The 21863-nt window shown below is 32.7% G+C and carries 17 protein-coding genes; 12 read left to right on the forward strand and 5 right to left on the reverse strand.

The genetic code is table 11. The features are described from left to right. The first annotated feature begins 214 nt into the window (after window positions 1–214). Genes J0M08_06200 through J0M08_06215 form a run of 4 tightly spaced genes read left to right on the forward strand, consistent with a single transcriptional unit; the run spans window position 215 to window position 4605 of the window. Window positions 215–967: a transketolase gene (locus tag J0M08_06200; GenBank protein MBN8702636.1), complete on the forward strand. Its 753-nt coding sequence runs from the start codon at window positions 215–217 to the stop codon at window positions 965–967. Further along, window positions 957–2939 carry an NAD-dependent epimerase/dehydratase family protein gene (locus J0M08_06205; GenBank protein MBN8702637.1) on the forward strand — a complete coding sequence of 661 codons (1983 nt, stop codon included), beginning with the start codon at window positions 957–959 and terminating at the stop codon, window positions 2937–2939. Before J0M08_06200 ends, J0M08_06205 begins: the two co-directional genes overlap by 11 nt. A 34-nt stretch (window positions 2940–2973) precedes the next feature. Beyond that, entirely contained in the window at window positions 2974–3681 is a 708-nt protein-coding gene (locus J0M08_06210; GenBank protein MBN8702638.1) for a class I SAM-dependent methyltransferase, read from the forward strand. A gap of 9 nt (window positions 3682–3690) precedes the next feature. Next, a complete protein-coding gene (locus J0M08_06215; GenBank protein MBN8702639.1) occupies window positions 3691–4605 on the forward strand; it encodes a transketolase in 915 nt (304 codons plus the stop codon). A gap of 12 nt (window positions 4606–4617) precedes the next feature. On the opposite strand, the gene J0M08_06220 is transcribed toward J0M08_06215, so the two are convergent. The 3 genes from J0M08_06220 to J0M08_06230 are packed head-to-tail and all read right to left on the reverse strand — an operon-like array spanning window position 4618 to window position 8003. Beyond that, complete coding sequence (locus J0M08_06220) at window positions 4618–6309, reverse strand: glycosyltransferase family 39 protein (protein MBN8702640.1); 1692 nt, start codon at window positions 6307–6309, stop codon at window positions 4618–4620. 25 nt (window positions 6310–6334) lie between these two features. After that, entirely contained in the window at window positions 6335–7252 is a 918-nt protein-coding gene (locus J0M08_06225) for a glycosyltransferase family 8 protein (protein ID MBN8702641.1), read from the reverse strand. Between the two features lie 7 nt (window positions 7253–7259). Beyond that, window positions 7260–8003 (reverse strand): class I SAM-dependent methyltransferase, encoded by a 744-nt coding sequence (locus J0M08_06230; protein ID MBN8702642.1) that lies wholly within the window; start codon window positions 8001–8003, stop codon window positions 7260–7262. Window positions 8004–8227: 224 nt separating this feature from the next. Here J0M08_06230 and J0M08_06235 point away from each other — a divergent pair, with 224 nt between their 5' ends. The 4 genes from J0M08_06235 to J0M08_06250 all read left to right on the forward strand — a co-directional run bounded on the left by J0M08_06235 (window position 8228) and on the right by J0M08_06250 (window position 13877). Continuing rightward, the gene (locus tag J0M08_06235) at window positions 8228–8935 is read left to right on the forward strand and encodes a class I SAM-dependent methyltransferase (protein ID MBN8702643.1); all 708 of its coding nucleotides are present in this window, start codon (window positions 8228–8230) and stop codon (window positions 8933–8935) included. 100 nt (window positions 8936–9035) lie between these two features. Then, window positions 9036–9776, forward strand: a complete 741-nt coding sequence (locus J0M08_06240; GenBank protein ID MBN8702644.1) for a glycosyltransferase — start codon at window positions 9036–9038, stop codon at window positions 9774–9776. Between the two features lie 16 nt (window positions 9777–9792). Then, a complete protein-coding gene (locus J0M08_06245; protein ID MBN8702645.1) occupies window positions 9793–12405 on the forward strand; it encodes a hypothetical protein in 2613 nt (870 codons plus the stop codon). A 197-nt stretch (window positions 12406–12602) separates the two neighbouring features. Further along, window positions 12603–13877 (forward strand): T9SS type A sorting domain-containing protein, encoded by a 1275-nt coding sequence (locus tag J0M08_06250; GenBank protein MBN8702646.1) that lies wholly within the window; start codon window positions 12603–12605, stop codon window positions 13875–13877. A 95-nt stretch (window positions 13878–13972) separates the two neighbouring features. Here J0M08_06250 and J0M08_06255 read toward each other — a convergent pair whose 3' ends face one another. Further along, complete coding sequence (locus tag J0M08_06255) at window positions 13973–14917, reverse strand: isopenicillin N synthase family oxygenase (protein MBN8702647.1); 945 nt, start codon at window positions 14915–14917, stop codon at window positions 13973–13975. Between the two features lie 180 nt (window positions 14918–15097). On the opposite strand from J0M08_06255, the gene J0M08_06260 reads away from it, so the two are divergent. The 4 genes from J0M08_06260 to J0M08_06275 all read left to right on the forward strand — a co-directional run bounded on the left by J0M08_06260 (window position 15098) and on the right by J0M08_06275 (window position 20554). Then, the gene (locus J0M08_06260) at window positions 15098–15679 is read left to right on the forward strand and encodes a non-canonical purine NTP diphosphatase (GenBank protein MBN8702648.1); all 582 of its coding nucleotides are present in this window, start codon (window positions 15098–15100) and stop codon (window positions 15677–15679) included. A 111-nt stretch (window positions 15680–15790) separates the two neighbouring features. Continuing rightward, entirely contained in the window at window positions 15791–18499 is a 2709-nt protein-coding gene (locus J0M08_06265) for a D-alanine--D-alanine ligase (protein MBN8702649.1), read from the forward strand. Next, entirely contained in the window at window positions 18499–19308 is an 810-nt protein-coding gene (locus J0M08_06270) for a PASTA domain-containing protein (GenBank protein ID MBN8702650.1), read from the forward strand. Before J0M08_06265 ends, J0M08_06270 begins: the two co-directional genes overlap by 1 nt. 28 nt (window positions 19309–19336) lie before the next feature. Beyond that, entirely contained in the window at window positions 19337–20554 is a 1218-nt protein-coding gene (locus tag J0M08_06275; GenBank protein MBN8702651.1) for a hypothetical protein, read from the forward strand. Window positions 20555–20572: 18 nt separating this feature from the next. Here the strand turns inward: J0M08_06275 and J0M08_06280 are convergent, their stop codons facing one another. Then, entirely contained in the window at window positions 20573–21841 is a 1269-nt protein-coding gene (locus tag J0M08_06280; protein MBN8702652.1) for a competence/damage-inducible protein A, read from the reverse strand. Window positions 21842–21863: the final 22 nt, after the last annotated feature.

Raw genomic sequence — 21863 nt, forward strand, 5'->3', positions numbered from 1 at the left:
ATAAGAATATATGTATTGAATATTCGATAATCAACTCATTCAACAGTTTAGAATTCCTTCAACCGTTTTTGTGGAAGTCCTTAAGTTGTCAAAATATTGTATATTATATCGATAAATTTATAGTTTTGCTTGCAGTAATAATCAAAAAGTGTAGTTCTTGGGAACGTTAAATTATAAATCATTACAAGGCAATTTGCGCTTAAAAATATTAGAAATGTATTTTCTGGCAAAAGCTGGTCATATTGGCTGTTCATTGAGTTGTATTGATTTGTTGATTGCGTGTATGATTCACCATAAGAAAGAAAAGGATGATTTTATTCTTTCAAAAGGACATGCTGCCGCTGCTTTGTATACTTCATTAAATCACATAGGAGAGATATCAGACGAATTATTAAAAACATTTTATAAAAATGGCACGTTGTTGCCAGCTCATCCTGCTCCAAATGCTTTTAAATCAATTCCATTTGCAACAGGTTCATTAGGCCATGGTTTCCCAATTGCTTGTGGAATAGCTAAATCGAATGTGCTTTTAAATAATAAGGCGTGGGTGTATGTTTTAATGTCAGATGGAGAAACCAATGAGGGCACAACATGGGAAGCAGCGCATTTTGCAGTACAACATAAACTTAATAATTTAATTGTGTTAATAGACAAAAACAAAATACAAGGATTTGGAAATACTATAGATATACTTGGAGATTCGGCATCAAAGGAAAAGTGGGAAGCACTCGGTTTCGAATGCGCTGAAATTGATGGACACGATATTGATGTCATTGTTGACACTATCGAAATTCTAAAAAAATCAACCAATGATACCCCAAAAGTGATCATTGCAAATACAACAAAAGGTAAAGGGGTAAGCTATATGGAAAATAAAATGGAATGGCACTATTTACCAATGAATGAGCTGCAATACAAACAAGCACAAAGCGAAATTAACAATAGTTACCTAAAAAATGAGCGTTGAAGAAAAAATAAAGCAATTAAATGGTCCTATTTTTGTTTTTGGCGCCAGTGGTTTTATAGGAGCTAATCTTTTCGACACTATTTTTAAAGTCAGAAAAGATTGCTTTGCAATTACTCACGACTCAACGAAAGCATGGAGGTTGAAATTGCTTAATGTTCCATTTGGCAATATTATACATTGTGATATATTATCCTCTTTATCTGTAACTAAAGCATTTAATGAATATCAACCCAAAACTATATTCAATCTAGCCGCATACGGTGCATACTCAAAGCAGTCGAATGTTGGTTTGATTTATGACACAAATGTGATTGGCACAGTTAATGTATTAGAAAATTGTACTTCTGAAATTACCTATGTGCATGCCGGGAGTAGTTCGGAATATGGATATAATAGCGCAGCACCAACCGAAAAGGATGAGGTTATGCCCAATAGCCATTATGCGGTTTCAAAGGTCTCTGCAAGTTATCTAGTTCAATTTTATTCAAAAGTCCATCATATACCTACTGTCAATCTTCGTTTATATTCTATTTATGGAGATTGGGAAGAACCAGACAGGTTAATACCTAGGCTTATTGAAAATGTTCGTCAGAAAAAACTCCCTCCTTTTGTATCGCCTGATATAAGCAGGGATTTTGTTTATATCTCCGATGCCGTTGAAGCATTTATCTGTGCTGCAAACAATATAAATCGAGAAACCTCTGGTAAGTCTTTTAATATTGCGAGTGGAGAAAAAATAACGATGCGTGATCTTGTAGATACAGCAATAAAGACATTTGCTGTTAATACTGTTCCTGTTTGGGGAAGTATGGAAAACAGGAAATGGGATCTGGCAGAATGGTATGGTAATCCTTCTCAAGCCAACTTACTTTTACACTGGAAAGCAAAAGTGTCATTGGTAGATGGTTTAAGAAAAACATACGAATGGCAGGAGAAAATCAATTATGAAAATGAAATTATTCCCGCATTTGAAAAACCGCAACTCAACCCCGTAATTAGTGCAATTATTGCATGTTATAAAGATGCACAAGCAATCCCTTTTATGTATGAGCGTTTAGTGAAGACGTTTAATGATGTAAAAGTTCGTTATGAAATTATTTTTGTGAATGATTGTTCTCCGGATAATACATTGGAAGTGTTGGAAGAAATTTGCAATAAAGATTCTAATGTTGTTGCAATAACTCATTCGCGAAATTTCGGTTCCCAGTCGGCATTTTTAAGTGGAATGGAGATTGCCACAGGAGACGCTGTAGTGCTTATGGATGGTGACTTGCAAGATCCTCCTGAAGTTATACCTGCATTTATTAAAAAATGGCAAGAGGGGTATGATATTGTTTATGGAAGAAGGGTTAAGAGGGAAACATCATTGTTACTTAACTTTTTTTATAAACTTTTCTATCGTCTTTTCAGTAAATTATCCTACGTAAAAATACCTTTGGATGCTGGGGATTTTTCTTTGATAAATAGAAAGGCTGTTAAGCAATTAGTGGCTTTGCCTGAAACAGATCAATTTTTGAGAGGGTTGCGAGCCTGGGTAGGGTTTAAGCAAACTGGGGTTGATTATGTTAGACCTGAAAGGATGTTTGGAGTATCGACTAACAATTGGAGGAAAAATTTCTGGTGGGCAAAAAAGGCCATATTCTCTTTTAGCTTTGCACCTCTTGAGTTTATGAGCTATTTGGGATTTATTTGCACTGCCGTAGCTTTTGTAGCAGCTATATTTCAAATTATAGCAAGGTTGTTGTATCCTAATATACCACATGGTATAACAACAATAATTGTATTAGTGCTTTTTTTTGGAGGTGTTCAATTACTTGCAATGTCATTCATAGGAGAGTACATCAGCAAAATATTTGAAGAGACAAAAAAACGACCCAAATTTATTCGTACAACTATTCGTAAAGGAGATAAACGTTATAATACCAATGAGGAAATAAATACATTTATTTCTCAGCAGTTAAAAAATGATTAATTATCGTATTTAAAAAGCTAAAAAATAACGTTGTATGTTTTCAATAAAAGATGATAGAGGCTATAATCAAGGTTTTGCTCCATCAAAAACATTGGTGATCAGAACTAAAAGAAGATGCCAGATTATGATGGATGAAATGGAATTAACAAAGAATGTAGATGTTCTTGAAATTGGTTGCGGTACTGGAGAAATTTCAAATTTAATAGCGTCAACTTCCAGTGCAAAAGTTTTAGGTACAGATTTGTGTATACCTTTTATAGAAGAAGCAAAAGAAAAATACATTTTGCCTAATTTATCTTTTGAAGTGTTGAATTTTAATAAACCTGAAACACTACAAGGAAAACAATTTGATTACATAATAGGCAATGGTATTTTACACCACTTATATTATAATCTTGATGAAGCTTTGAAGAACATTCGTTTTTTGCTAAAACCAAATGGCAAAATGATTTTTCTTGAACCCAATTTAAAAAACCCATACTGTTATGTAATTTTTTCGTTCCCATATTTTAGAAAACTTGCTCATCTTGAGCCTGATGAAATGGCATTTACACGCAAATTTATTCAGAACAAACTTAAAACAGCTGGGTTCCAAAATATTAAAGTAAGTTACAAGGATTTCTTGCTTCCAATTATTCCAGTTTTCTTGATTAAGTCTGTAATTTTTATTGGTAATATAGCTGAAAAGATATTTGGTATAAACCGTATGTCTCAATCTATATTCATTGTTGCAAATAAATAATTAAAAGTTGTGAGAAAAACATTTTCTATTCATATTGAAAAGATATTATCGGAAGATGAAAAAGTCGTTTTTATAACAGGAGACCTTGGGTTCAATGCGCTAGAAAATTTACAAAATAAATTTCCTAAACAATTTATAAATGCAGGTGTTGCCGAACAAAACATGATAAGTATGGCGGCTGGCATGGCTTATAAAGGCTATAAGGTATTCTGTTATAGCATTGCTCCATTTATTGTTTATCGTTGTTTAGAGCAGTTTCGTAACGATGTTTGTTTTCATAACCTACCTGTATTTATAGTTGGTAATGGAGGAGGTTATGGTTATGGTATTATGGGATCCTCGCATCACGCTATTGAGGACATTGCCTGTTTAAGTGGACTTCCTAATAATACTTGTTGGGTTCCTGCATTTACTGGAGATGTGCGGTCTATTTTAAATGCAATTATAAAAAATTCAAGACCGGCCTACCTAAGACTCGGGTTAGGGAATGAAAACCCTTTTGATAACAAGTACTATGGAAGTTTTAATGTTTTACTTTTTAATCAGAAAGCGGAAGTTACGATTGTTGCCATGGGACCTGTTGTGGATAATGCTATTAAGGCCATTCAGCAGAATAATATTCAAAATCGTGTAAATCTTTTAACATGTAATTCTCTTCCTCTCGAATTTACTACAGAAGTAGAGAGTTTATTTTCATCCACAGGCAAACTTGTAGTAGTGGAAGAGCATGTAAGTGTTGGTGGTTTAGCTCAACAACTTTCCGTTGAAATTTTAAAAAAAGGCATACAGTTAAAAGTTTTTAAGTCTCTTTGTGCAAAAGGTTATCTAAGTAAAAGGTATGGAGATCAAGGGTTTCATCAAAAAGAATCGGGCCTTGATATAGAAAACATTTCTACTGTATTGAAAGAAATAATCAACGATTAAATCACATCAGTTTTAATTATTCCTTTCATATATAAAAATATTAGTTCCTGGTGATGGCTGATAATTTCCAATTTCATTTCCAAATAAATACTTACTTCTCTGACCATCTGTCATATCTATCAAACCAACCAATTTGTAGTTTTTTGTTACATATTCATTAGCCCATTCAAAAACATAATGATCTACATTTGGTTGAACCATTAATGAGATTTGATGGTCGAAATAAACCAAATATTTGGGATTTGCTTTTTCTGTATCTTTTACAAATTGCCTTTGCCATTCTTTATGTTCCGGCACATTTGTTACAAGTGCCGTAAAATAAAAGTGACGAGATGGACATCTTTTTTTTGTGTAAAAATAAATTTCTGGTTCAGATCCAAGAAGCACTATGTTATCCTCAGGTTTGGTATTGGCGTTTATGAAATCACCAATCTTCATTGCCTCTGGAAATGGATTATTTCCATAGGTTTGCCTTAGAATTAATTCGTAATTGGGATGAAAATAATATGATTTTTGTGCTTTGGTATGATTAAAAACTAGAATTCCGAAAACTGTCAAGTAAATATATTTTATACTGAACTTGCCAAGTTTTAATTTTTCAAAAGCAGTTTTTATACAATGATATGTTAGTCCCGCAACAACAGCTAATCCAGGCACAACCTGTATCCAATAATGTCCGTAAAAGAAATAACCAGGAACTATTGTTAAAAATGAACAAGCCAATAATGTAATTCCAAAAGCTTTTAATTGGTAAGGTATAAAGCGAAATAAACAAACTGCCAAAGCTAATATCGAATGATACCAAAAAAACTTATGATTCTGTAATATAGCATCTCGAGTGTATTTAAAGTATTTAACTCCTTCTTCAAAAGGCATTAGTTGGGTGTATTTTTTTGAGTATTCGAAAGTCCAATACAGCATTTCGTTTAAGCCTCCTTTTACTATTATAATTAAAAAGAAAATTCCAACTATTAAAAAGCCTCCAACTGAATATGCTGCAATATTTTTAAAAAAATATTTGTACTTCTTTTCCTTTTCAAACAGAAACTCTGTAACTATTATTATTCCACCCCAAACTGCCATAAAAATGCTTGTAGTTTTAATCATTACAGCCATTGCCATACATGCACCTGCAAATAAATAGAATAAAAAATGATTTTTGCTTCGAGCATAAGCGTATAGTAACAAACCTAAGCTTATAAATAATGCAACACCATGTTCTGATTGAGTTGTAAAACCGCTTAAACTAGGCGTTAATGAGACGAATGCCATTGTTGTAGCAGAAATAATTCCTGCAATAGGACTAAACATTTTTCTAGACGCCAAGTACACAAACACTATCGATAAAATGTTAATCCACATAAAACCGGTATGAACTCCTTGAACTGTTTCGCCAAAAAATTTAATCACAAAAGCGTATAAATAAAAAATACCAGGAAATTTCATCTCGTAGAAATCTTTATATGGAATTTTACCATCAATTAGCTGTAAGCCATTATAGCAATAACTGCCTTCATCCCGCTCAAATGGGATGTTAATGAATTTGGAACGAATGATGTAAATAAGAATAATTAGACAAACCAGCAGTCCTAAACATACTTTCTCTTCTATCGTTGAATTGTTTTTTTTAATATTTGACGAAGCTCCTGTATTGGTTGTAGCTGATTGTTTAGCAGGTTGATTATTTTTCGTTTTTTTTGCCATATTGCATAGGTTAACTAAAATTTTACTATTTAAAATTCCTGAAAAAGTATTTAAGTGTAAAGGATACATAAAAACTCAATCTACTTATTATTCCCAAAGCAGAATTGCCAAATTGAGGCACTGATGACCATGGTGATAGATTTTTATAATGTAAATAGTTTTTTTTGTATGGTGTTGGATCTAAATAATTCCAAGGTTTAAATAATCTATTTGCATAATGAATAATTTGTGGGTTATTGAAAATTTCAATTATCTCTTTTTTTGAAGCGTATTTACAGTTTAGATTTCCTAGTCCATATTTTACTAACCCTACTTTTGCTAGAACATTCCACTTAAAGGACAACATTTGCCAATTATTTTTCAAAACTATATTTAGAGAATCTTGATCAGGAAACTCTAACATTTTTTCATTTTCTAGTTGAAATTGATATGCTCTTTGTGATATTTTTTCCTTTTGCCATCTTTTACAATCAACTAAAAACAAACCCGCATTAAAATAGCTTTCTAGTTTTAATTTTTCTAAATGTTTTTTAGGCACTAAGGGATCAAAAACAGCTGACAAGATATTCCCATTTAGGGTTGTTTCGTAAAGCTCACTTACATCTCCTTCCACAATCATATCGCAATCCAAAAAAAGCATTTTTTCTACAGCAGTAGTATCCATCAAGAAATATCTGTAGTACGTAGCCTCGCTATATATTTCATAAACCTTTAATTTTTCAAAATATTTTCTATCTGGTTTCAAGAAGTACATTTTGCAATTAAACTGCTTCTGAATTTCTTCAAAGCGTTTAATGTCCTCATTAGAAATACCTCCATCAACTATATAAAAATCGAAATTGGTTGGAGTTTTTGTATTTACTAACAAACTATAAATCATTATACCTAGATGTTGGGCATAATTTTTATCAGTTGCACAGCCTATATTACATCTAGTCCCCATTTTTAAATTAATTTTTGGTATAAATGGCTAACACGGTACGCTTCCCCAATGTGTTCGTGAAAAAAAGAGATAATAAACTTTTCAGTAGTCCTCTAATTACAGTATTATTTATGCCCGTTTTGCGACTAAAGAAATCTAAGGCATAATCAAAACCTTCAAATTTTATAGTCTTACATGTTAGCCCAAAGTATGGGGCCATTTTGGTTAAGCTCTCTTCATTCCAAAGCCCCATATGGTGGGGTGGTAAGTTTAAGGTATGGTATTTGTCGTATTTCAAAAAATAGGGCTCATTGTTTGGAACTGCAATAAAAAGAGTTCCTCCCTTTTTAAGCATTTTGCATAAACACGTTAAAAAAGTACCGGGATTCTTTACATGCTCTAAAATTTGAAATCCTGTGATGTAATCAAATTTTTCTTTATTTTTTTCTGAAAAATCTTCGATAGACTCTTTACTGAATTTAATGCCTTTAGATAGTAACAGTTCAGCTGCAAAATCACTTTTATCTAATCCAAAACATTCACAATTTTTACCGTCCAAAAATTTAAAAAATTCACCCCCACCACAACCAATATCTAAAACAGTAGAATTAGCAGAAATCATTTTCGCAACTTCAAGAAATTCCCATTTTTCAGTTTTATATAAATTAGATGTGTGGTTAGAATATAAATTTTTATAAAACTCATTATCACCTTCAACTTCTATGGGATAATAAAAACGAAACCCTGTTTTGCTGCATTTTAAAATTTTCACGTTAGGTGTATCTTTAAATAAATAGGATACATCCAGGTTGTATTTTTTTTTGTAATTAGAGATTAACTTATTTGCATTTATTTCATCAACAATAGTTGCGTCTTCATTTGCAATAAGTGTATTAATTGGCATTTGATTAAGGGTGTTTTTATAAATATACCATAAATATAAATTTTAAAGACCATTATTTATTACATTTGGCTATATAATTATTTCTTGATAGAATGTCAGAGTTTATAGATCCCAAATTAACATCACCTTTTTATTTTGCTAGAAAAGGGTTGTATCAAGCAGCTCTAGATTTTTCTAAATATGTGAAAGGGGGGCGGCTGTTAGATTTTGGTTGCGGAGGTAAGCCATATAAAAGCTTGATGAATGTGTCTGAGTATATTGGGCTTGATTATGAAAATGAGGGACATCCCCATCAAAATGAACAAATTGATGTGCTATATGATGGAGGAAAACTTCCCTTTAAGAATGAACAATTCGACTACATACTTTGTACTGAAGTTTTTGAGCATTTATTTGATTTGGATGAAAAGCTAATTGAGTTTAATAGAGTGCTCAAATCAAATGGATTAATATTTGTCACTTGTCCATTCATTTGGAACGAACATGAGGTTCCATTTGACTATGCCCGCTATACAATGTTTGCATTGAATCATAAATTTGAAAAAAATAATTTCGAAGTTGTTTCTTGCTATAAATCTGGAACTTTTATAGAAACGTATACTCAATTATTCTTCACTTATTTCTCGAAAAAAGAGGTGAGGTATAAGAGTAATGAAATTGGCTTATTTAAAAAATGTGTAATATTCTTAATTAATTTGTTTGGAAAAGGATTAAGTAAGCTATTGCCTAATAATGAGTCCATATATCTGACAAATGTATTTATTGCAAAAAAAATTGAGCCAAAAATAACGGGTAAATAATTTAATTTTTATACTTTGAAATTATAGATACTTAATGGTTCATTTTTTTTAGACGTAAATTGGTTTCATATACACTTAATAATAACTAGAAAGACTTTTCATGCAAAAAATAGCGATAGTGGTTCCTTGTTTTAATGAAGCCAAACGGATAAATAGATTGGCTTTTCAACGTTTCTTAGAGGAACATGAAAATTCTTTTTTTTTTCTATTTGTAAACGATGGTAGTGTTGACTCTACAGAGTCAGTTTTGCAGGAAATATGCAAAACACGACCTCAAAACTCGCAATTTTTGAGTTTAGAAAAAAACAAAGGCAAAGGCGAAGCAGTAAGGTTGGGGATGGTTAAGTGTTATGAAATGAATCAATTTATATATATTGGTTATTTTGATGCAGACTTGGCAACTCCTTTATCAGAGTTGAGTCGGTTAAAAGAAATTGCCTTTCGGAACCCCAATTTATTACTCATATTTTGTTCACGTATAAAAAGATTAGGAGCAAAAATTAATAGAAAACCGCACCGACTTTTATTAGGTAGAATTTTTGCTTCATTGGCCAGTTTAATTTTAAAATTTCCAATACATGATACACAATGTGGGGCTAAAATTATGAAAAGTGATATTGTGCCTTTTGTATGTGGAGATGGTTTTTTAACAAGTTGGTTATTTGATACCGAAATATTATTGAGGCTACGGAATCAACAAAAAGAGCAAACTACTAGTGTGTTATATGAGCATTCGGTTTCTCAATGGGAAGAAATACAAGGTTCAAACTTAAAACTGATACATCTTTTGCAAATTCCTTTACAATTATTGAAAATCCATTTTAAGTATAATTTTAATTAAATTTTTTCATAGGAAAATGGCAAAATCAACAAATACAAATTTAAGGCAAGAGTACTTTAAATATTCAATAATGATATGGATAGGTGTTCTAGCATCCATGGTCGCAATAAAAGTCTTATCGAAGTTTGCTCCGGACAATTCCAATGAAGCAATTAAAAAGGCAAAAGAAATATTAATAAGTCCAATGGTAGTTCAGGCTATACCAGAGCCTAAGGAAAAAATTGTTTTTTTGGGAACAATCATCTTAACCATACTAACTTTATTTGTTACGTATTTTGCTTTTGATTATTTTTTTAAAACCACCACTAAATTAAAAGATAATATTATTCATATAATCTCTGCAATTAACATTGGTGCTTCATGTTATTTTTTATATTATTGTTTTACCAATGACAATCCTTGGCACGCCTCGCCTTTAAACTCTCACGATTATATTTCTAAAACCAATTTTGATTTCTTTTTCATTGATACTTTTTTATATAAGAACTTACTGTTTTATTCCCTTATTTTATTTCCCCTTATTGCTTATTTAACGATAAAAAAATTAACAAGAAAAATTGATTCTGTTTTACATAAACTAATAATTGTTTTTTGTGTTTCATTAGCATTGATAACATTTTTCATTTCTTCTTTTAAGTTTCCATACACATATGAGAATAAATATAATTTTTGCGCTAACTTTTATTCAACGGTACAGGTTTATAATGGTTCGCCATTGTTGGTGGATGGCTTTGTAAACACCTACGGCTTATACCCTCATTTTATAATGCCAATTTTAAAATTAGCCGGGTTAAGTATATTGAGTTATACTATGACAATGGGGGTTATTTTGTTTTCCTGTCTATGTTTTTTGATATACTTCATGAACAAAGTTATAGAGAATAAATTGATTCTATTATTGGGTTTTTGCTTGTTTTTTTCGATGACTTATATGTTTCAAGCCATTGCGTTAAGTTATTATTCTGGTTTTTCTTGTGCACCAATCAGGTGGCTTATGCCATTAACATTATTTATGTATGTAGTTATATATAACGCAAAAAAAGTAAATCAGGGGAAACTGTTTAAAAACTTGTTTAATAATAATGCATTGAACATTACCCCAATAAAAATTCTTTCGTTTTATTTATTTGCTTTTGGTGTGTTATGGAATCCCGATTTTGGTTTGTTTTCTTTTATAGTTTTAATTGCCTATTATGTTTATTATGAGTTTAATATTAGTGATTTCAAAACTTCCTTAATTAAAACAGGGTTAATTTTTATACAAGCAGTTGTGTTATTAGTAGCTGCATTTTTAACTTATTCTTGTTTTATTAGATTTTTTTATGGCGCTAGTCCTGATTTTTCAATGCTATTTAAAACCATATCTACTTTTTCTTTTATTGGTTTTGGAATGCTTCCAATGCCAACTGGTATGCAACCATGGATTTTAGTGGCTATTGTTTATGGTATAGGTTGGGTAATAACTGTAAATAGTTTCTTGCAAAATAATAAATCGAAATTTTCTAGTGCTGTATTTGTTGTTACCTTTTTAGGTACACTAGGTTTGATTTACTACCAAGGCAGAAGTCATAACTGGCAGTTGTATAGCTGCTACTTTCCTGCTTTTATTTTATTGCCAATTTATACTGACAAATTATTTTCAATAATAAAGGATCAAAAAATATATATACCGGTATTTCTGCTTTCGTTTTATTTTATTGCTTTTGCCCCATTTCAATTGTTGAAAAGTATGCCCAAGCTATGGGATTTGGTTTATGATAAAAAAAGTAAGGTGATTCAGCAATCGGAAGAAAATCAAATTAAAAACACCGCCTTTGCAATTGATAAATTATGCGATGATGGAGAGAAAATTTATATTCTATCGGCCGATCATTATCAGGGTATTCATCATGGTTTGTCAAAGACCGCTTCTATTGCAAGTCCCGGTAGAGTTGAACTATTTTTTAAAAAAGATTACGAAAAAATTATTGAAAAAATAAAAAATGAAAATAAAAAACTTTTTGTTGAACCGCAGTTTTACCGGCCGTTCGATACGAAATTTTTAAATGTCATTGCAGCATATTACGAACTTAATCCGATAGAAGGGTTACCATCACTATATTATTATAAAAGAAGAGAGTTTGGTAAATATCAATCTAAGTTAATTAAAGATGATAGCACCGTTTTTTATATTAATGCCAATACAGATGGCGAAGAGAATTTGAAATTATGTGAGGCCAAGGTAACCCCATTACAATTAGGTAATGCATTTACTATTGATATTTTATTCACACCACCTTCAAACAGTATTACTGGCATTAATACAGGAGGAGCTGTATTGTCTAATCTTGATGGCAATAAGGGTTTTGTAATTCAGCAACAAAAAGATAATCCGAATCAGTACATATTTGGATTCAAAGGCAAAGGAGTTTTATGCAATGTTGAATTGAACAAGCAAACAAAAATGACTTTTAAGGTGGATGGAGTAACTATTTCTAGTTATATAGATAATCGCCTACAATCTAACATATTGGTAACAGAGGCTTTTGAAAATAGTCAATTACCACTATGCATGGGTAGTATGCAAAATACATCAAATTTTTATTTAGGGAATATTGCTGAAATAAAAATATCAAAAGGAGTTAAGTAACTTTGCGAACTTAGGAATGTATTGGATATTCTTCATAATACTTTTTGGATAGGTGTTACACCAATGATTGATGAGATAATGGTAAAGTATGTTATCTCTGTTTTTGATAGTGTTTTACAGGTTAGATTTGGTTTTTATACGCTTAAGTACTTATTGATTGTCCCTAATTTATTTTAACTTTACACAAAATGTTTTCAATGAAAAAAGTAATAAGTTTTGTTTGTATTGTATTATTCTGTAATTCCAACTTTTTTGCTCAAATTCCATCTTGGCTTCCAACAGATAGTTTGAAAGCTTGGTATCCATTTAATGGTAATGCCAACGATGAAAGTGGGAAAGGTAATCATGGAACTGTAAATGGTGCAACGCTTACGACCGATAGATTTAATAGTTTGAATTCTGCTTATTCTTTCGATGGAATTAATGATAATATTTTTATTAACCACAGTTTTTGGAATAACGGCTGGAGCAATTTTACAATAGCATTTTGGTTACTTCAAAATAATCAACAGAATCCTAATAATGTTGGATCAACCTATTCTGTTTTAAATTCTACCCCTCACAATGGAATAAGCTTTTCTTCAAATTGGTGGAATTCCAATAAATATGCAATGTGGATAGGTAACGGAGCTCCTGCTTCTTCCTGGAATGTATTGTTAAACGCTACATCTAATACTAATGTATTTATTGGCACTTGGAATCATATCGTTTATCAAAAAGCTGGATCGACATATAAGTTATATATAAATGGTGTACTTGATAAGTCGGTTACAAATGCAACTTCCATTCAGAGCTACTTCTATAAATTATATTTGGGTTGTGCAGATCCAATAGCTGCTAATAATGAGGTGTTGGATGGTAAGTTAGATGATTTTGGTTTTTGGGATAAAGAACTTACTCAACAAGAAATATTAAAAATTTATAATAGTTGTAATTCTCATGATTTAACTCATCCAATCTCTCAAACAGTTACTGTTGGAAATAGTGCTTTTTATGCCACATCTTTTTCTGCAACTACTTCTTATCAATGGCAAGCTGATATTGGTTTTGGCTATCAAAATTTGAGTAATGCTGGTCCGTATAGTGGTGTTTCTACCCCTACTTTAACTGTCTCAAATACGGTTCTTTCGATGAACAATTATTTATTCCGTTGTATTTTGTCAAATGGAGGATGTGTTGATACTACAAATGCAGCTAATCTTACAGTTTTAAATAATTTGGGGCTTGTTGAGTCATCTTCGAATAGTTTCCTTGTTTTCCCTAATCCGTCAATTCATCAACTAACAATTAAATTGCGAGATAATACTATGTTAGAAGAATCTTATTCGATACTAGATTTTAAAGGAGCAATTGTAGTTGAAGGTAACGTTGTAAATGAAAACACTGTTATTGATATAAGTCAATTGGCATCGGGTTTTTATATTGTAAAACTTGGCGCCTTAAGCCAAAAAATCCAAGTACTGAAGGATTAAATTTCTTTACTACCAATCGGTTATTCCAAACCACAATCAAAAAGCCCAAACTGTCAAGTACAGTTTGGGCTTTTTGATTGTACTAAAAATTAGTATTAGGCTTTTAATCCAATTTCTCTTAGGCGCTCATCTAAGTATTCGCCTGCTGTTACATCATCATAATCCTTTGGATTTGTTTTAGTAATACAGCTATCTAAACATGCTAACGACATGTTAGCAATTGGATGTAAGAAAAATGGAATTGAGAAACGTGAAGTCCCCCATAATTCTCTTGGAGGATTAACTACACGATGTGTAGTTGAGCGTAATTTGTTATTGGTTAATCTTTGTAACATATCTCCAACGTTTACCACAATTTGGTCAGGTAATGATGTAACAGAAACCCAGCGCTCTTGTTTGTCTAATACTTGCAAACCATCTGCAGATGCGCCTACCAATAGGGTAATAAGGTTTATATCTTCATGCTGTTCAGCTCTAATTGCAGATTTTGGTTCTTCCTTAATTGGAGGGTAGTGTATGGCTCTTAAAATAGAGTTTCCGTTGTTTACAAACTTGTCAAAATAGAATTCATCTAACCCCAAATACAATGCTATGGCTTGTAATAGAGCTTTTCCCGATTTTTCAAACGAGCGGTAAGCATTAAAAAAAGTATCATTCAAAGCTGGTATTTCTTTTACCGCAACATTATCAGGATATTCATTTTTTAAAGGGTGGTTTTTTTCTACAATTTGCCCATATTGAAAAAATTCTTTTAAATCCGGAGCGTCAGAGCCTTTTGCATGCTCTCGCCCAAAAGATGTATAGCCTCTTTGTCCAGCAAGTTCAGGTATTTCGTATTTGGTTTTTACATTTACCGGCAGTGCAAAAAAACTTTCTACGTACTTGTATAAATCATCTATTGTACTCATTGGAATTCCATGGTTTTTTACAGCCACAAATCCTACATCTTCGTATGCTTTTCCTAATTTGTTTACAAAATCTAATTTTTTTGCCGGGTCGCCAGATAAAAAATCTGCTAAATCTACTGAAGGTATTGCCATTTGGTTAAGTTTTAAGTTAATAATTGGCTGCAAATATCCTAATTATTGACATACAAGTCAAATTTTTAAAAATGACAGTTGTCAACTCTTTTAGTTTGGTATCTAGGCAATTATGTATTGTCTGGCATATAATACTGTATTCTTTGATTATTTTAGTATCTGAATAATACAATTCATCGCATGACTAAAATTGTTCTTGCTACGCACAATAAGGGTAAGTTAACCGAATTATCAGGCTTGCTAGACCTTCCGCAAATAGAGCTATGCCTGCTAGGTGATATTAATTGCCATGAAGATATTCCGGAAACTGGCAATACAATGGAACAAAATGCAATACAAAAAGCAACATTTGTACATCAAAACTATGGTTGTAATTGTATTTCGGATGATAGCGGATTAGAGGTAAATGCATTGAATGGTGCCCCGGGTGTGTACTCTGCTCGTTATGCCGGAAATCATAAAAACTCAGAAGATAATATAACCAAGCTTCTGAATGAGTTAGGTGGTAAATCAGACAGAACAGCACAATTTAGAACGGTTTTGTGTTTGCTCCTTGATGGAAGAATAGAACTGTTTGAAGGCGTTATCAAGGGAAGTATAACCACCGAAAGAAAAGGTAGTTCGGGCTTTGGCTATGATTCAGTATTTATGCCTAATGGATATACTAAAACATTTGCAGAAATGGATTTGGTTAAAAAAAATAAAATTAGCCACCGAGCCTTAGCTGTTAAAAAGTTAGTTAATTACTTAACCAACATATAGTTTTTTAAGTTACTCTTTTACCTATTTTTAGTTGAAGCAGATTTTCTTAAATAAGGGAATTGGCTATAAAAATTTACAAACCAACGATGCAATATAGTTGCTATGGGAAAAATTAGAATTGGAATTTTATTTGGGGGAAGTTCTCGCGAACGCGAAATATCTTTTGCCGGAGGGAGAACGGTTTACGATAATTTGAATAAATCGCTTTTTGATGCAGTGCCTATCTTTGTGGATAGTTTTGGCAATTTTGTGGAGTTGAGGTGGGAGTATATTTATAAAGGTAGTGTGCGTGATTTTTATCCACCGGTAGATAGTTTGCCGACTTCGGAGAATGGATATCAGATTTATGCGGAAAACATTGGTAAGTTAACGAAGTCGCAACAAAAGAAATTAGTAAGTACACTGGGCAAAGTATTGTCTGCCGAAGATTTGAAAAAGAAAATAGATTTTGCCTTTTTGTGTCTTCATGGTCCTAATGGTGAAGATGGTCGTATTCAAGGATTGTTGGAGTATTTGTCAATTCCTTATTCTGGAGCAGGAATTTTATCGTCAGCAATTGGGATAGACAAAACGATTCAAAAAGAGTTGATGATAAATGCGGGGTTTAAAAGCCCTTCGTATTTTACAATCAAAAGAAACGAATGGGTTTACCAAAAAGACCATAATACAGTTGCTATAATTGCTGCTAAAATTAAAAGTACCCTTGGTTTTCCTTGTGTTGTTAAATCGGCTACACAAGGCTCTTCTATTGGGATAAGTATTGTGTCGGAAGAATCTCATCAAGCAATTGCAGATGCCATTGATAAAAGTTTTTTTTGCAGAGAAATAAAAAAAGAATTTTGGGAAACCCTACAAACTGAGCAGCGAGTTGAATATATTCGCGTGTTAACAGATATTCGAGAGGGCATTGGAATGCCTGTAGATTGTGCAGTTGGACGATCTGTAGAAACTATTTACCATCCGGAAAAATTATTGAGTTTTGTAAACGAAAAACTAGAAGGTTTTGATTCTATTTATTTAGAAGGACATGATGCCGAAGCAATTGTATTGATTGAGCAGTTTATCGAGGGAAAAGAATTCTCGTGCATTGTTGTTCAAAACGAACATGGAAATGGTTTGGCTTTGCCGCCAACGGAGATAAGAAAGGGAAAAGAATTGTTTGATTATCGATCTAAGTATTTACCCGGGTTGTCTCGAAAAATTACTCCAATCGAATTGCCCGATGAACAAATAAATAAAATAAGAACAGAGTGCGAGCGATTATTTAGAAGCTTAAATTTTGGTGTATATGCCCGCATTGATGGATTTATAAATGGTGTAGGCGAAGTGTTTTTAAACGACCCCAATACCACATCGGGAATGATGCCATCTTCATTCTTTTTTCATCAGGCTGCCGAAATTGGATTGAATCCATCACAGTTTTTAACTTATATAATTCGAACCTCAATAGCACAGCGTGTCAACGACTCTAAGAACTTAGAATTTGCAAAGCTTGTAACGTCCTTAGATAAAGCGATTGATAAAGATAGAAAAGCAGTTTCTTCAAAAATAAGAATTGGTGTATTGCTAGGAGGTTATTCTTCCGAGCGACATATATCGGTTGAAAGTGGTAGAAATATTTACGAGAAATTGTCATCTTCTACTAAGTACGAACCTATTCCAATTTTCTTAACTGGAAGTAACGAAGAACATGAATTGTTCCAAATTCCTATAAATATTCTTTTGAAAGACAATGCAGATGATATAAAGGAGAAAATAAATAATTTTAAAACACATCCCGTTGTAAGAGATATTATAACACAATGTTCTTCTATCACATCTAAATATGCGGCAAAGAATCAGCTGGGTGCTCCCCAAAAAATTTCGTATTCAGATTTAACCAATTTAGTTGATGGTGTATTCATTGCTTTGCATGGCCGACCTGGAGAAGATGGCGCAGTGCAAGAGAAATTAGATAAATTGAATATTCCATATAATGGTTCGGGGGTAGAGAGTTCGCGCATTACTATAGATAAGTATAGAACAAATGAAATTTTGAAACAAAACGGGTTGCTGATTGCCAATCATTTGTTGGTAAGCGATTTGGAGTGGCACACTGCAAAAAATAGTTTGTTGGAAAAAATTGTAAATGAAATTAAGTTCCCGCTTATAGCCAAGCCTGTGGATGACGGATGTAGTTCTGCAGTTAAAAAGATTAAAAGCATTGAGGAGCTAGAAGCATTTGCAGAGCTTATATTTAGAACTTCTAATGAGTTGAATACAAAAGCTGCGGAGATGCTTCATATTAAACCAAAAGAAGAGTTCCCGTCAAAAAAAGTAATGTTGATAGAAGAGTTAATTTCTAAGCGCGATGCCATACATTTTTTAGAAATTACCGGAGGTATGCTTACTAAGTTTGATGAATTTGGACGTGTTTCGTATGAAGTTTTTGAAGCATCGGAAGCATTAAGCGAAGGAGATGTATTGTCGTTAGAAGAAAAATTTTTAGCAGGACAAGGACAAAATATTACTCCTGCGCGCTATTCGGCTAATAAAGAAGAAAGGCAATTGATTTCGAATAAGGTAAAAGAAGAATTAGGTAAGGCTGCGAAAATATTGAACATAAACGGATATACGCGTATTGATGCTTTTGTTCGGGTTTATGATGTGAATAGAGTAGAGGTTATTTTTATAGAGGTAAACTCTTTACCTGGGATGACCCCTGCAACATGTATTTTCCATCAGTCGGCAATTAATGGATACAAACCATTTGATTTTATTGATAAAATTTTAGATTTTGGATTTCAACGAAAACGCAAATCAGCACAACAACTAGCCTAATGGGAGTAATAAATTTTTTTAAGAAACATCCATTTGTAAGAAATATACTTTTCTCTATACTGGGAGCGGTGTTTTTTTTATGGCTTGTTTTTTTTATGATGAACTATTATACGTTGCACGGAAAAACGGTTGAAGTTCCTGATTTTAAAGGTGTTTCCGTAGCCCGTTTGGAAGATTTTGTAAAAGGAAAAGAGGTAACCTATTTAGTGATAGATTCTATTTTTGATGCCAAGGCAGAGAAAGGTGTTGTATTAAAGCAAGACCCGGAGCCTCAAACAATGGTAAAAAAAGATAGAACAATTTATTTGTATGTAACTGCTGTTATGCCTCCTCAAGTAGCAATGCCAAAGTTGCAAGATAAATCATTAAGACAGGCCGTTTCATTGATAGAAACATACGGTTTGCGTTTGGGCAGAATAAAATACAAGGCAGATCAGTGTAGTAATTGCGTTTTGGAGCAACAAGTAAAAGGTGTAAAAGTTGAAATAGGTAAGATGGTTCCAAAAGGAACTATTGTTGATTTGCTAGTTGGGAAAGGATTGGGAGATGAGCAAATTACAATCCCTTATCTAATTGGTTACACAAGACAAGAGGCTTTTGAGCGGTTGGGCGAACTATCTTTATTACTAGGCTCTGTTAGTTACGATGTGCCTTCAGATTCTTTAAAATCAAAAGTGTACAAGCAATTTCCGGTATCGGGGAATGAAAGGTATATTAACTCCGGAGCATCAATCGATATATTTTTAACAACTGATAACTCTAAATTCCCTAGCTTATTAGAAGATACGCTAAGCTTGGAGGCAGAATAATTTTTTTGTGGGTACTAATTAATTTATAATGCGTTTTTTTTTAGTTTGTGTTTTACTGCTTTTTTTTCAAATTAATTTACAGTGCCAAGTTTCGGATTCATTGCTTGTTGGGGTTGATATTGTTTTTCCAATTATAAAACCGAATACACTGTCAGTACATCCATTAGGAATGTATATTGCTAGAATAAATCACAATTTTAAAACATATGCACAGCAAAAAAAATCTTTTTCATTTGAAATATCAAATGGAAATGTATGGCTACCATATGTAAAATCATATGAATTGCAAGATGTTGTTGATCAAAAAATAGCCGAGGGTATTCCTTGGCACGAGCGAGAAGGAAAGTTTGATGTGAATACTGTCCTTTCAAAAACGAAAGAGTTTTTGGCAGATGGAGTGTTGCGTTCATACAGAATGTCTTTTTGCTTGCCAATAAATACAACCCAGGAGATAACTATTGGAATTCGTTCGTATTCGCTCGATAAAGGGAAAGGTCCTTTTTCGTTAGTAACATCGGATAATTCGATTGAGTGGTTTCATAGTAATATTGCGGGTGGCGAGGATCCTTTTTCTAGAAAATTTTATGGTTTAAATAATGCGCAAATTGTGTATAAAGATGCAAACGATAATTATGTAAGAATGAACTCTGGCGATTTTGTAATACCGGGAATTGAATTGGATTATCTGTATTATCCTAAACTAACAATAAACGATAAACGAAAAATATATCTGAATTTTGGGGCTCACATAGGTGTAAACACCTCGCAGTATAATCCTGTTGCAGATATAGGTTTTTCGACATCTGGTGTAAAGAAAATTAATTTTGCAAAAAATAAATCGTTAGAATTGGGAATAAGTGCTGGTGCATTGCGCCAAGCTACTATTGTGTATGGAAATAGGGTTGCTATTAGTGGTAGAAAATTTATTTCAAGTTTTGAAAGTAATGTTACCTATCAAAAGCAACTAAAAAAGAAACGTGCAATTTCTTTAGCTCTTAACTATAATTTGCAATCAGCTTATTTTAATCCTTCCGATTTCGAACATGTGGTTTTAACCGGTAATAGACACACTTCTCATTGGCATTACGCTATTTCAGAATTGTATAGTGGCTTACAAGCTTGGAGTTTTATTTTTACTTTTGCCCACAGACGAATTGCTTACTGTGTCTATGTAAGAGAGGATTTGTTAGTTGATAATGCTCCCGATTTACAAACAGGATTTGGAATAAATGTATTTCTCAAATAGAGATTTTAAGAGCCACACTTATTTTTCTGATTCATTTAGAATAAATTTTCGCAACATATTTAATGCAGTAGTGGCAGATTTTTGAATGTTGCGCTCCCTGTCATCGCCAAATAAATATTTTTCGGCAATTATTTTTTCTTTGTTGCCTACGGCAATCCAAACAGTACCTACAGGCTTTTCGGCCGTAGCTCCTCCCGGACCGGCAATTCCAGATACAGATATTGCGTAATCTGTATTAAATAATTCAATAGAGCCAATAACGAGTTGTTTCACAACTTCTTCGCTTACAGCTCCAACTGTATCAAGCATTTGTTGCGGCACGCCAAATAATTGTTTTTTTATGTTGTTGTTATAAGGCGATACTCCGCTGGTAAAATATTCCGAGGAACCCGCTACACTTGTTATTAAGTGAGAAATATAGCCACCTGTGCAGCTTTCTGCCACCGAAAGTGTTTTTTTGTTTTTCTTTAGTAGAGTCCCTATTATTTTTTGGATTGTTTCCGGTTCTTCGCCATACGTTTCAAATCCATATATATATTGGGAAATGATAGCTTCAAGTTCTTTTGTTTTATTTTCAATAGTATTTTTAAGCTCATATTCATTAGCACTTTTTCCTGAAATGCGCAACCTTACCATTCCGGGAGATGGTAAATAGGCAAGCTTTAAATTCAATGCAATCAAGCTATCCTCCCAATCGCTTATTATTTCAGATAAGTAGGATTCGCCTACACCTTGCGTTAAAATTGTTTTGTGATAAATAAATGGAAGTTTATATCTTTTTTTTAGCTCGGGTAAAATAGACTGTTGCATTATTCCCTTCATTTCATAGGGAACTCCCGGCATCGAAACAATTATATTTTCATTGTAGTTGAACCACATGCCCGGAGCGGTGCCGGAGTTATTAGGTATTACAATACAATTGGCAGGCACTTCTGCTTGTCTTTTGTTTATTTCCGAAACAGAAAAACCTCTTAATGCAAAAAGGCGTTCCACATTTTTATAAGCATCCTCATTAAAAACTAAGTGGGTGTTAAAATATTCGCACAGGGTGTGTTTCGTAATGTCGTCTTTTGTAGGACCTAAGCCGCCTGTAATCAAAATGATTTGAGCTCGTTTTTGAGCTTCATTTAAGGTTTTAATTATATCTTCTTTACTATCGGAGATGCATGTAATTTGTTTTACAGAAATTCCAATTTGATTCAATTGTTGTGCCATCCAAACGGCATTGGTATTGGTTACTTGGCCAATTAAAAGTTCGTCTCCTATAGTAATTAACTCTGCTATCATAGTTTTATTTCTAAAGTTTAAA

The sequence above is a fragment of the Bacteroidota bacterium genome (genome assembly GCA_017303975.1).
Taxonomy (GTDB): domain Bacteria; phylum Bacteroidota; class Bacteroidia; order JAFLBG01; family JAFLBG01; genus JAFLBG01.

Bases quoted from the DNA above. Each gene is read 5' to 3' on its own strand.
- J0M08_06240 (MBN8702644.1), top strand. From the start codon at position 9,036: ATGCAAAAAATAGCGATAGTGGTTCCTTGTTTTAATGAAGCCAAACGG.
- J0M08_06245 (MBN8702645.1), top strand. From the start codon at position 9,793: ATGGCAAAATCAACAAATACAAATTTAAGGCAAGAGTACTTTAAATAT.
- J0M08_06235 (MBN8702643.1), top strand. From the start codon at position 8,228: ATGTCAGAGTTTATAGATCCCAAATTAACATCACCTTTTTATTTTGCT.
- J0M08_06270 (MBN8702650.1), top strand. From the start codon at position 18,499: ATGGGAGTAATAAATTTTTTTAAGAAACATCCATTTGTAAGAAATATA.
- J0M08_06255 (MBN8702647.1), bottom strand. From the start codon at position 14,917: ATGGCAATACCTTCAGTAGATTTAGCAGATTTTTTATCTGGCGACCCG.
- J0M08_06225 (MBN8702641.1), bottom strand. From the start codon at position 7,252: ATGGGGACTAGATGTAATATAGGCTGTGCAACTGATAAAAATTATGCC.
- J0M08_06280 (MBN8702652.1), bottom strand. From the start codon at position 21,841: ATGATAGCAGAGTTAATTACTATAGGAGACGAACTTTTAATTGGCCAA.
- J0M08_06220 (MBN8702640.1), bottom strand. From the start codon at position 6,309: ATGGCAAAAAAAACGAAAAATAATCAACCTGCTAAACAATCAGCTACA.
- J0M08_06200 (MBN8702636.1), top strand. From the start codon at position 215: ATGTATTTTCTGGCAAAAGCTGGTCATATTGGCTGTTCATTGAGTTGT.
- J0M08_06205 (MBN8702637.1), top strand. From the start codon at position 957: ATGAGCGTTGAAGAAAAAATAAAGCAATTAAATGGTCCTATTTTTGTT.
- J0M08_06275 (MBN8702651.1), top strand. From the start codon at position 19,337: ATGCGTTTTTTTTTAGTTTGTGTTTTACTGCTTTTTTTTCAAATTAAT.
- J0M08_06210 (MBN8702638.1), top strand. From the start codon at position 2,974: ATGTTTTCAATAAAAGATGATAGAGGCTATAATCAAGGTTTTGCTCCA.
- J0M08_06250 (MBN8702646.1), top strand. From the start codon at position 12,603: ATGAAAAAAGTAATAAGTTTTGTTTGTATTGTATTATTCTGTAATTCC.
- J0M08_06260 (MBN8702648.1), top strand. From the start codon at position 15,098: ATGACTAAAATTGTTCTTGCTACGCACAATAAGGGTAAGTTAACCGAA.